The sequence below is a fragment of the Streptomyces sp. NPDC047043 genome, assembly GCF_040644055.1.
Lineage (GTDB): Bacteria > Actinomycetota > Actinomycetes > Streptomycetales > Streptomycetaceae > Streptomyces.
Genome location: NZ_JBEYVO010000023.1, coordinates 73,132 through 84,656 on the forward strand (window position 1 = coordinate 73,132; position 11,525 = coordinate 84,656).

10 protein-coding genes are annotated in these 11,525 nt (G+C 71.3%); 6 read left to right on the top strand and 4 right to left on the bottom strand.

All coding sequences use genetic code 11. The features are described 5' to 3' along the window. Nucleotides 1-112: 112 nt before the first annotated feature. The gene (locus ABZ880_RS32600) at nt 113-772 is read left to right on the top strand and encodes a histidine phosphatase family protein (RefSeq protein ID WP_361270169.1); all 660 of its coding nucleotides are present in this window, start codon (nt 113-115) and stop codon (nt 770-772) included. A gap of 12 nt (nt 773-784) precedes the next feature. Further along, complete coding sequence (locus ABZ880_RS32605; protein WP_361270172.1) at nt 785-1,702, top strand: ADP-ribosylglycohydrolase family protein; 918 nt, start codon at nt 785-787, stop codon at nt 1,700-1,702. A gap of 274 nt (nt 1,703-1,976) precedes the next feature. Here the strand turns inward: ABZ880_RS32605 and ABZ880_RS32610 are convergent, their stop codons facing one another. After that, nucleotides 1,977-3,524: an MFS transporter gene (locus tag ABZ880_RS32610; RefSeq protein ID WP_361270175.1), complete on the bottom strand. Its 1,548-nt coding sequence runs from the start codon at nt 3,522-3,524 to the stop codon at nt 1,977-1,979. Nucleotides 3,525-3,711: 187 nt separating this feature from the next. On the opposite strand from ABZ880_RS32610, the gene ABZ880_RS32615 reads away from it, so the two are divergent. The 3 genes from ABZ880_RS32615 to ABZ880_RS32625 all read left to right on the top strand — a co-directional run bounded on the left by ABZ880_RS32615 (nt 3,712) and on the right by ABZ880_RS32625 (nt 5,817). After that, on the top strand, nt 3,712-4,335 hold the full coding sequence (locus ABZ880_RS32615) for a TetR/AcrR family transcriptional regulator (protein ID WP_361270178.1): 624 nt from the start codon (nt 3,712-3,714) through the stop codon (nt 4,333-4,335). 82 nt (nt 4,336-4,417) lie between these two features. Beyond that, complete coding sequence (locus tag ABZ880_RS32620) at nt 4,418-5,119, top strand: ribonuclease HII (protein WP_361270181.1); 702 nt, start codon at nt 4,418-4,420, stop codon at nt 5,117-5,119. A gap of 68 nt (nt 5,120-5,187) precedes the next feature. Continuing rightward, nucleotides 5,188-5,817 (top strand): hypothetical protein, encoded by a 630-nt coding sequence (locus ABZ880_RS32625; RefSeq protein WP_361270183.1) that lies wholly within the window; start codon nt 5,188-5,190, stop codon nt 5,815-5,817. Nucleotides 5,818-6,178: 361 nt separating this feature from the next. Here ABZ880_RS32625 and ABZ880_RS32630 read toward each other — a convergent pair whose 3' ends face one another. Continuing rightward, nucleotides 6,179-6,814 carry a hypothetical protein gene (locus ABZ880_RS32630; protein ID WP_361270185.1) on the bottom strand — a complete coding sequence of 212 codons (636 nt, stop codon included), beginning with the start codon at nt 6,812-6,814 and terminating at the stop codon, nt 6,179-6,181. A gap of 389 nt (nt 6,815-7,203) precedes the next feature. Here ABZ880_RS32630 and ABZ880_RS32635 point away from each other — a divergent pair, with 389 nt between their 5' ends. Further along, a complete protein-coding gene (locus ABZ880_RS32635) occupies nt 7,204-9,363 on the top strand; it encodes a RecQ family ATP-dependent DNA helicase (RefSeq protein ID WP_361270188.1) in 2,160 nt (719 codons plus the stop codon). A gap of 49 nt (nt 9,364-9,412) precedes the next feature. Here ABZ880_RS32635 and ABZ880_RS32640 read toward each other — a convergent pair whose 3' ends face one another. After that, nucleotides 9,413-10,135, bottom strand: coding sequence for a response regulator transcription factor (locus ABZ880_RS32640; protein WP_361270191.1), 723 nt, complete (start codon nt 10,133-10,135; stop codon nt 9,413-9,415). Continuing rightward, nucleotides 10,132-11,439, bottom strand: a complete 1,308-nt coding sequence (locus ABZ880_RS32645; RefSeq protein ID WP_361270464.1) for a histidine kinase — start codon at nt 11,437-11,439, stop codon at nt 10,132-10,134. Before ABZ880_RS32645 ends, ABZ880_RS32640 begins: the two co-directional genes overlap by 4 nt. Between the last annotated feature and the right edge of the window lie 86 nt (nt 11,440-11,525).

Sequence of the window (11,525 nt, forward strand, 5' to 3'; positions counted from 1 at the left end):
ACGCGTTAACCGTGCGCCCTGGTGTGGCCTGCGGTGCAGGAAGTGTGTGACCTACGCCGTATGGAGCCCGTACGAGTGCTCGATCAGCCGTCACCCGATCTAGGGTCTTGGCATGGCACGACCACGGCGCATCGTCCTTGTCCGTCACGGGGAGTCAACGGGCAATGTTGATGACACCGTCTACGAGCGTGAACCCGACCACGCACTCGCGCTGACCGAGCGCGGCCGGGAGCAGGCCGAGGAGACCGGCAAAAGGCTCCGCGAGGTCTTCGGCCGCGAACGCGTCAGCGTGTACGTGTCCCCGTACCGCCGCACGCACGAGACCCTGCAGGCCTTCCACCTCGACCCCGAGCTCATACGGGTGCGCGAGGAGCCCCGCCTGCGCGAGCAGGACTGGGGGAATTGGCAGGACCGCGACGACGTGCGCCTGCAGAAGGCCTACCGGGACGCGTACGGCCACTTCTTCTACCGCTTCGCCCAGGGCGAGTCCGGCGCCGACGTGTACGACCGCGTCGGCGGCTTCCTGGAGAGCCTCTTCCGCAGCTTCGAGGCCCCCGACCACCCGCCGAACGTGCTGCTGGTGACCCATGGCCTGGCCATGCGGCTGTTCTGCATGCGCTGGTTCCACTGGACGGTCGCGGAATTCGAGTCGCTGTCGAATCCGGGGAACGCGGAGATGCGGATGCTCGTTCTCGGGGACGACGGCAAGTACGCCCTCGACCGGCCCTTCGAGCGCTGGCGAGATCCGGAACCGTACGGGATCACCCGATAGAGTGGCAGAGCAATGACCCCTGACTCCTCCTCCGACGGGCGCCTGGAGCGCGCCCTGGCCAGCCTGCGCGGACTGGCGGTGGGGGACGCACTGGGCTCGCAGTACTTCGTGCCGGCGAACTACCCGCTGCTGAAGCGCCGCGAGCTGCCGCCCGGGCCCTGGCAGTGGACGGACGACACGGAGATGGCCTGCTCCGTGGTCGCCGTCCTGGCCGCCCACCATCGCATCGACCAGGACGCCCTCGCGCACTCCTTCGCCCACCACCACGACTTCGACCGGGGGTACGGCCCCGCCGTCAACCGCCTGCTGCGCCTGGTCCGGGAGGGCGGCGACTGGCGCGAGCTCGCTGCCGAGCTGTTCAACGGACAGGGGTCGTGGGGCAACGGCGCGGCGATGCGGATCGCCCCGCTGGGCGCCTGGTACGCGGACGACCCGGAGCAGGCGACCCATCAGGCGGAGATCTCCGCCTACCCCACGCACCAGCACCGGGAGGCCGTCGTGGGCGCCATGGCCGTCGCAGCGGCCGCCGCGCTGGCCGGTGCCCCCGGCGACCCGCCGAGCCCCGAGGCGCTCCTCGACGGTGTCGTCGCACTCGTCCCCAAGAGCGCCGTCGGCGCGGGACTGCGGCGCGCCCGGGACATGCTCGACTACGCCGATGCCGGCACCGTCGCGGCCGTGCTGGGCTGCGGACGGCGTACGACGGCCCATGACACCGTGCCCTTCGCGCTCTGGTCGGCGGCACGGGCCCTCGGCGACTACGAGCAGGCCTTCTGGACGACCGCCCAGGTCGGCGGTGACGTGGACACCACCTGCGCCATCGTGGGTGGTGTGATCGCGTCCGGGAAGGCGGGCATGCCGCCGGCCGAGTGGGCGGAGCGGGCGGAGGCCCTGCCGGAGTGGGCGCCCAACACCCGGGTGACGCCTGCCTGAGCGGCTTGTGACCCCGCGGAGGGCCTGAAGTGCAGCCGTTGGAAACTCTCTGTGTTCGCCGGGAACTCTGCGTGACCACCCGTCCGTTGTGTGTGGTGTCGGACGTGCTGCGTGCGCGTCGGTACACACAAGTGCTGGGCGAGAGCCCTGGGGGGCCATGCGGTTGGTGTCTTCATGCAGTGCCGGGAGTGTGCGGATGGCCGGGCCGGCATCCTCGCCGTCGGTCCCCTGGACCCGGTCCGGTCATCCGCAGCCCTGTGCGGGCGGGGTCGGGTCAGCCGACCGCCGGTCCCGCCGTTCCGGCGAGCGCCTCCAGGTCGCTCTTGCGGACCCGGATGACGAACCAGGCCGTGCCGAGGGCGAGTACGGCCATGGCCGCCGCCGCGACGAAGCCCGTCGAGATGCCCTGAGTGAGCACCTCGTGCCCCCAACTGCCGGGAAGCTGGTGCGTCTTGGCGAACTCTGCCTTCTGCTCTGCCGAACCGTTTGCCAGGAACTTCGGCAACTGCTTCTCCGCCTCGTCCTTGCTGGCCGAGCCGAACACCGTCGTCAGGATGGACAGACCGAGCGAACCGCCCACCTGCTGCGTCGCGTTGAGCAGCCCGGAGGCTGCACCCGCCTCGTGCTGGGCGACACCGGAGACCGCGGTCACCGTCAGCGTCACGAAGTTCAGGCCCATGCCGAAGCCGAACACGAGCATCGGCCCGAGCACCCCGCCGGCGTAGGAGCTGTCGGAGCTGATGAGGGTCTGCCAGGCCAGTCCGATCACCGCGAGAGCCGAGCCGGTGAGCATGAACGGCTTGGGTCCGAGCACCGGCAGGAACCGCTGGGACAGACCCGCGCCGAGCGCGATCACGACTGTCACCGGCAGGAAGGCGAGTCCCGCCTGGATCGGGGTGTAGCCCAGTACGTTCTGCACGAAGAGCACGATGTAGAAGAACATCCCGAACATCGCCGCGGCCAGGCTCAGCATGATCACGTACGTGCCCGAGCGGTTGCGGTCGGCGAACATCCGCAGCGGCGTGATCGGCTCCTTGGCCCGGGACTCGATCAGGGCGAAGGCCACCAGCAGGACGACGGCGGCGCCGAAGGACCCGATGGTCAGGCTGTCCCGCCAGCCCTCGTCCGCCGCGCGGATGAAGCCGTAGACGAGGGCCGCCATGCCGGCCGTCGAGGTCACGGCGCCCGCGATGTCGAAGCGGCCGGTGTGCCGGTCGGACTCGCTGATGTAGAGCGGGGCGAGCAGGATGATCACGACACCGATCGGCACGTTGACGAAGAACACCCAGCGCCAGTCGAGCCACTCGGTGAGCATGCCGCCCGCGAGCAGCCCGATCGCGCCGCCGCCCGCGGAGACCGCGGCGAAGACGCCGAATGCCCGGTTGCGCTCGGGGCCTTCGGGGAACGTCGTGGTGATCAGCGCCAGCGCCGTCGGCGACGCGATTGCGCCACCCATGCCCTGCAGGACGCGTGCCGCCAGCAACTGCCATGGCTCCTGGGCGAGTCCGCCGAGCAGCGAGGCCACGGTGAACAGCAGGATGCCGGTCATGAAGACCCGGCGGCGGCCGAGGATGTCACCGGCCCGGCCGCCCAGAAGCAGCAGGCCGCCGAAGGTGAGCGTGTAGGCGCTGACGACCCAGGTGAGGTCGGTGGTGCTGAACTTCAGAGCGTCTTGAATGTGCGGGAGCGCGATGTTCACAATCGTCGCGTCGAGGACCACCATGAGTTGGCAGGCCGCGATGACTGCGAGCGCGACACCGGGATGTCCCTCCCGGCGAGCCGCACCTGGTTTCTGTTCCTTGATCAACTGAGAGGTTGTCACTATGGGTCCCCCACAAGAGCCTTAGTGAACGCTCGCGTTCACTGTCGCGTCAACCGTAGTGAGTCCTGGATAGTGAACGCAAGCGTTCACTTAGATTGGTGTCGTGCGGCGAATCCCCCGTTGCTGCCGCGCGACTTGCCCCTCTCCCCTGAAATCCCCGCTCCCTTTGCTCGCTGGAGACACTCAGATGGTTACCTCGCGCTGGACGGCCGCCCCCGCTCAGGCGGCCTCCCTCCGTCGGCGCGGCGCCGTGCTCGAACGCGCGATCCTCGATGCCGCCCTGGAACAGCTCAGTACGGTCGGCTGGAACGGCCTCACCATGGAGGGTGTCGCCGCCGGCGCCCAGACCGGCAAGGCTGCGGTCTACCGCCGCTGGCCGTCCAAGGAGGACCTCGTCGCCGACGCACTGCAGGCCGGGCTGCCGCGCTTCGAGGGGGTGCCCGATCTGGGCAGCGTCCGCGAAGACCTCCTTCAGCTGTGCCGGCAGGCGCGCGAGGCGATGTTCTCGCGTCCCGGTTTCGCCGTCCGTGCGGTGATTCACGAATGCGACCCGACCCAGGCGGAGCGCTTCCACAGCGTGATCTTCGACGGGATCGTGGAGCCCACCGTCAAGCTGCTCCGGGAGGTCATCGCCCGAGGAATAGAGCGGAACGAGGTGCGGTCCGACGCCGCGAACAGCTATGTGTTCGACGCCATTCCGGCCATGATGATGTACCGCTCCAAGATGTGCGGGAGCGAATGGGGGGACCGTGATCTCGAGGAGATGATCGACCAGTTGATGGTTCCGCTGCTGCGGCCGAGCGGGGGCTGAGCGCGGGACGCGGCGGCCGTGGCGGCACTTTGGGAAGCCGGGGTGTCGCCGGGTGATCGGCGGGGCGTACGCTAAAGGCGCCATGCCGTACGAACCACCGACTCACACCGTCGAGCGCTCCCTCCGCGCCACGACCGGAGCGAAGATCATTGCCGGTGTCGACGAGGTGGGGCGCGGTGCCTGGGCCGGCCCCGTCACCGTCTGCGCGGCGGTCACCGGGCTGCGCCGGCCGCCCGATGGCCTCACCGACTCCAAGCTGCTCACCGTCAAGCGGCGCACGGTTCTCGCCGGGGTGCTGCAGCAGTGGGTGACCTCGTATGCCCTCGGTCATGCCTCCCCGGAGGAGATCGACGACCTGGGCATGACGGCGGCCCTGCGCCTGGCGGCGGTGCGCGCCCTGGAGACCCTGCCGGTCCGGCCAGACGCGGTGATCCTCGACGGGAAGCACAACTATCTCGGCACGCCCTGGAAGGTCCGTACGGTCATCAAGGGTGACCAGTCGTGCGTCGCCGTGGCGGCGGCTTCGGTGATCGCCAAGGTTCAGCGCGACAAAATGATGGCCGAACTGGGTATCGACCATGCAGACTTCGGTTTTGCGGACAATGCCGGGTATCCGTCGCCCGTGCACAAGGCCGCGCTGGAGGTCCGGGGGCCCACCCCGTACCACCGGTTGTCGTGGGCGTATCTTGATGCGCTGCCCCAGTGGCGGCATCTCAAGAAGGTCCGCAGCTGGGCGGACGGAAGCGTTCCGGAGATCGAGGGTCAGCTCGGCTTCGACTTCTGACGATTCCGCTCGCACTCATGTGCCACCCGCTGACGCGAGCCGCACCAACGTTTGATAAACATCAGCTCATGCCTCTCATTCCCGAGGAGCCTCAGATTCACGAGAGTGCCCAGGGTCCCCGCGCCACTCCGGCCAGTGGCCGCACCGCGCCGACCCCTCGCCCCGTACCCGGTCCCCGTCCCGCGGCTCCGCCGCGTCCCGGTCGTCCTGGTCCGCACCGGCCCACGCCGCCGGTGCAACGTACGTCGCGCGACACGGTCGCGGCCAAGCCCGGACCCGCGGGCCCGGCTGCTCCGGTCGCGACTGCGACCCCGCAGATCCAGCTGATCCCGGCGTCGGCGGAAGGTGCGCTCGACGCCGCCGAGGAAGCCGTGGACCTGTTGCTGGACTCCGGCCGTGCCCCCGGCGACGTCCTGGTGATCACCACCGGCGAACAGCACCCGTGGGCCGCCCACGAGCTGTCCTTCGGTGAAACCGCCTACTGGGCGCAGCACGACGCGGGCGACGACGTCTTCTACGCGGACGCCTCTGTCGCCGGTCGCGCCGTCACGCGTCCCGTGGTCGTGGTCGCCGTCAACGGCGGTCCCGACGAGGCCGCCGCCACCGCCCTGCCGCTGGCCCTGACCCGGGCCGGCGCCCTGCTGATCGTCTGCGGCGACCCGCAGCAGATCAACTCGGTACTGGGCGCGGGCGTCTGAGTCCGTTCCGGTACGTCCCGGAGGACGCCGGAGCGACAAAGGCGCCGCTGCGGTGGCTTCGGTACGGCGGGCGCTTCGGCGTGCGCGGATGGCCTCCGGGTCTGCCCGTGCGTGCGCGTTTTCGCGTGCTCCCATGCTGTGACACGAGGCCGCCGTGGAGTTCTTGCGGGTGGGTCCCATGGGCTGCCGTGTGCGCGGGCGCGTACAGGGCGGGTCGATCGCTCTGGGGCGGGCAGTCGTGGAGCGGGCGGGACGGCGGGTGAAGTGCCGCTCTGCTGACCGTCGTTGGCGCGCGTCCTGCTCGTGTGTGCCGTGAAGGCGTACGAGGGGAGCGCGCCGGCCGACGCGGCTGAGGGCGCTCTCAGCGGGCCGCCGCGCGGCGCAGGACCTCCGAGGCGGCACCGCCGGTGCGTGGCAGCGGAGGCGGCGCCTCGGACATGCCGAAGGGCTCGGGCGACGAGTCCGCGTTGGGGCGGCGGCCGCCCCGGCCCTCGCCGAGGACCTGCCAGCCGTCGCGGGTCAGCGTGATGTACGCCCCGCAGCGCAGTCCGTGCAGCGTGCAGGCGTCACGCAGGCCCCACATCCACGCGCCGTCCTCCTCGGTCCAACGCGCGTCGCCGTCACGGCAGTAGAGCAGCACGGCGGTGCGCACCGGGGTGCGGCGCCGCAGGTCGTGCGGGATGACCCGGCGCAGTTGGGAGAGCAGCGCGTTGCGGAACATCCAGCCGTCGGCCGGTGCCTGGCGGCGGGTGAACGAGGCGCTCGCCAGTAGTCGTTCGTCCGGATCGAGCACGGCGACGATCGCCGTCGCCGACCTCGGGCTGTGCCGGGAATGGAGTCCGCTGACGACCTCGCGGGGATTGCGCAGCAGGGGGATTCCCGCGGCGGCCCACTCCGCTGGTTCGAGCATGCGGGCGAGAGGGTTGGCGGATGCGGCGGACAGGTCGGCAGACGTCGACGTGGATGCCGCGGAGGACGGAGCGAATCCGAAGGTCACGGTCCTCCCTTCGGCTACGCGCCCACAATGCGGGCGGGGATGGATTCGAGGGAGCGCGCACCGCAGCAGAGCCCTACCGGACCACGGACGGGCCGTGCGGGGAGCGGAGTTCAATTCTTGCGGTCGAACTTGGATGCGGCAACGAGCAATTGGGGCCACTGACCGGAATCTAATGGTCTGCGGTTTATATCCCTACCCAGTGCGTCGAGCTGCGACGCGTGAGGCGACCGTTCACCTCGTGTTCGTACACCGTTGGGTCACGGGTGGTCCAGAGGCGCGCACCGGGCAGGGTGCGCGAGGCGCCGCCGACCACGCCCGACAGACGCGTGAGCTCTCTGTCGCGCACGGTGAAGTGGCCGATTGTCAGTGGCGTCGGGTTGCATGGGGGTATGGACGAGATGGAGCTCCGAACCGAAGCAGATGCCATCCTCGCCGAGCTCGTCGGCGCCCCGCCGGGCTCGGCGCGGCTGCGGGAGGACCAGTGGCGGGCGGTGGCCGCCCTGGTGGAGGAGCGGCGGCGGGCGCTGGTGGTGCAGCGCACCGGGTGGGGCAAGTCGGCGGTGTACTTCGTCGCGACCGCTCTGCTGCGGCGGCGCGGCTCGGGTCCGACGGTGATCGTCTCGCCGTTGCTGGCGCTGATGCGCAACCAGGTCGAGGCGGCGGCGCGGGCCGGGATCCGTGCACGCACCATCAACTCGGCGAACCCAGAGGAGTGGGACGCCATCCACGAGGAGGTCGAGCGCGGCGAGACGGACGTACTCCTCGTCAGCCCGGAGCGCCTCAACTCCGTGGATTTCCGCGACCAGATGCTGCCCAAGCTCGCGGCCACCACCGGTCTGCTGGTGGTCGACGAGGCGCACTGCATCTCCGACTGGGGGCACGACTTCCGTCCCGACTACCGCCGGCTGCGGGCGATGCTCGCCGAGCTCGCCCCCGGCGTTCCGGTGCTGGCCACGACGGCGACGGCCAATGCGCGGGTCACCGCGGACGTGGCCGAGCAGTTGGGCACCGGTGGCAGCGAGGCCGTGGTGCTGCGCGGTCCGCTGGACAGGGAGAGCCTGCGGCTGGGCGTGGTCGGGCTGCCGGACGCCGCGCACCGGCTGGCCTGGCTCGCCGAGCACCTGGACGAGCTTCCGGGCTCCGGGATCGTCTACGCCCTCACTGTCGCCGCCGCCGAGGAGGCCACCGCCTTCCTGCGGCAGCGGGGCTTCAAGGTGGCCTCGTACACGGGCCGGACCGAGAACGCCGACCGGCTGCAGGCCGAGGTCGACCTGCAGGAGAACCGGGTCAAGGCGCTGGTCGCCACGTCGGCGCTGGGCATGGGCTTCGACAAGCCGGACCTGGGCTTCGTGGTCCATCTCGGTTCGCCGTCCTCGCCGATCGCCTACTACCAGCAGGTGGGGCGCGCGGGGCGTGGTGTCGAGCATGCCGATGTGCTGTTGCTGCCGGGCAAGGAGGACGAGGCGATCTGGCGCTACTTCGCCGATACGGCCTTCCCGCCCGAGGCACAGGTCCGCCAGACCCTCGCCGCGCTCGCCGACGCCGGACGGCCGCTGTCCGTTCCGGCCCTGGAGGCCCTGGTCGACCTGCGGCGCACCCGGCTGGAGACCATGCTGAAGGTGCTCGACGTGGACGGTGCCGTCAAGCGCGTGAAGGGCGGCTGGATCTCCACGGGCCAGGACTGGGTCTACGACTCCGAGCGGTACGCCTGGGTGGCGCGGCAGCGGGCGGCCGAGCAGCAGGCCATGCGGGACTATGTGGGCACGTCACGGTGCCGGATGGAGTTCCTGCGCCGGCAGCTGGACGACGAGGGTGCGGCGCCCTGCGGCCGGTGCGACAACTGCGCGGGAGCCTGGGTCGACTCCTCGGTCTCGCAGGAGACGCTGACGGGCGCGGCGAAGGAGCTGGACCGCCCGGGCGTGGAGATCGAGCCCCGGCGGATGTGGCCGACGGGGATGCCCGCGCTGGGCATCGAGCTGAAGGGCCGTATCCCCGCCAAGGAACAGTGCTCCACCGGGCGTGCCCTGGGGCGGCTCTCGGACATCGGCTGGGGCAACCGGCTGCGCCCGCTGCTGTCGGAGAACGCGCCCGACGGTCCGGTCCCCGACGACGTCCTGCGTGCCGCGGTGGCGGTCCTCGCCGACTGGGCGCGTTCGCCGGGCGGTTGGGCGACGGACGGGCCGGACGCCGTCGCCCGGCCGGTGGGGGTCGTGGCCGTACCGTCCCTGGCCCGCCCGCAGCTGGTCGGTTCCCTCGCCGAGGGCATCGCGACCGTCGGACGTCTGCCCTTCCTGGGCACCCTGACGTACACCGGGCCGGGCGGCGCGCACGCGGCCCGCCGTAGCAATTCCGCACAACGCCTCAAGTCGCTGTCCGGCGCCTTCGCCGTGTCCGAGGAGCTGGCCGGTGCCCTGGCGCGCTCTCCGGGGCCCGTGCTGCTCGTGGACGACTGCACCGACTCCGGCTGGACCCTCGCCGTCGCCGCGCGCCTGCTGCGCAAGGCAGGCTGCGAAGAGGTGCTTCCGCTGGTCCTCGCTGCCGCCGGCTGAGGTTCCGACGGGGCTCGGCTGCAGGGCGCCGTAGAAGGGCGTCGGGCCGTCAGCCCGGCGACGGAGAGCCCGTGGAGCCGGGGGTGATCAGGCCGGTCTCGTAGGCCGCGATGACCGCCTGGGCGCGGTCGCGGAGTTGGAGCTTGGTGAGGATGTGGGTCACGTGCGTCTTCACCGTCGCCTCGCTCAGGTGGAGGCGGGCGGCCAGTTCCGCGTTGCTCAGGCCGCGGGCCAGGGACTCGAGGACCTCCAGCTCTCTTCGCGTGAGCGTGGACAGGTCGCGGTGCAGCGTGGTCGTGTGCTCCGTGTGCGTGGCGAAGCGCTCCACGAGGCGGCGGGTGATGGACGGTGCGAGCAGCGCGTCGCCGGAGCGGACCAGGCGTACGGCGGCGGACAGGTGCTCGGGAGTGACGTCCTTGAGCAGGAAGCCGCTGGCGCCCATGGCGAGCGCCCCGTAGACGTACTGATCGAGGTCGTACGTCGTGAGGATGATGATCCGCGGCCGGGTCGGCGGTGCGTCCGGGCCGAGGATGCGGCGGGTGGCCTCCAGACCGTCCGTGCCCGGCATGCGGATGTCCATCAGGACGACATCGGGGAGCGTGCGGCGGACGGCGGCAACGGCCTCCTCGCCGTCGGCAGCCTCGGCGACGACCTCGATGCCGTCCGCGGCGAGGATCATCCGGAAGCCGGTGCGGACGAGTGCCTGGTCGTCGGCGATCACCACCCGGGGCGGCCCGGCGCCGTCGTCGGCGCGCCCTGCCTCGGTGCTCACTCGACCTCCACCGGGATGATCGCCTGGACCGCGAAGCCCCCCTGCGGGCGGCTGCCGGCCGACAGAGTACCGCCGTACACGGCGAGCCGTTCGCGCAGTCCGATGAGGCCGCGGCCGCTGCCTCCGAAGCGCGAGAGGCGCTTCCCGCCGGTGTCCTCGACCGCCACCCGCAGCTCGCCCGGCGCATGCTCCACGGTCACGGTGACCGCTGCGCCCGCGGCGTGCTTGACGGCGTTGGTGAGCGCCTCCTGGACCACGCGGTACGCCGCGAGGTCCACGCCCGCGGGCAGCGGGCCCGGAGTGCCGGTGACGGTCAGCTCGACGGGCACGCCCGTGTCACGGACCCGTCCGGTCAGGGCCGCCAGCTGGCCGAGGCCCGGCTGCGGCGCCAGGTCCGCGGTCGTGGCCGAATGCGATCCGCCCGAGGCCATGGTCAGCAGGCCCATGACATGCCGCAGCTCGGCCAGCGCGGCCCGGCCACCCGCCTCGACGGCCCGGAGCGCCTCGCGCGCCTGGTCGGGGGAGGTGTCGAGGGTCTTGCGCGCGGCGCCGGCCTGGATCGTCATCACGCTGACGTTGTGGGTGACGACGTCGTGCAACTCGCGCGCGATGCGCGAGCGTTCCCGCTCGACAGCCCGCCGGGTGGCCTCCTGCTGCGCGCGGCCCCGCTGCTGCCACGCGTGCACCGCGTTGGCGGCGAGCGCGACGGGCAGCAGCACCAGCAGCGGGATGAAGCCGCGGCTTATCTCCGGCACCAGGGACAGCGCGCCGAACGCCACACCGCCCACTGCCACGCTCACCAGCGCCGCCGCCCGGTACGGGCTGTACATCGCCGCGCTGTACGCCGCGATCAGCCCGCTCGCGAAGGTGAACACGGTCGAGTCGTCGGTGATGACGCCCAGGTGGAACAGCCAGGTCGCGGCAAGCACCGTCCAGAACACGGCCAGCGGATACCGCCGGCGCAGCGCCAGCGGGGCCGCGGAGAGCACGGCGAGCGTCAGTTCCCACGGCTCGGCGGGCGGAAGGCGGTGCTCGACCGGCGGCCAGGGCAGGGTGTCCGGGGGCCGTGGCGGGTCCGGGAGGCGTGGGGCAGAGGGGAAGGACGGGGCCGAGACTCGCGGCACCTGCGGCTGGTCCTCGTAGTACGACCGATTAAGGTCGGCGGAGACCGTACCCACCGCGAGCACCACGGCGATCAGCAGGTCGGCGATCCAGGTCCAGCGTGAGCGCCGCGGCGGCAGGCCGGTGGCGCGCAGCAACGAGCGCCCGCGCGTGCGGTACGACTGGACGAAGCCCGTACACAGCCTCCTTGCGGGTGCCGGCCATCGAACGATCCGCCTTGATCCGTTCACCGCTTCATTGTGGCAAGCGGGTCTGACATCGGGGATCC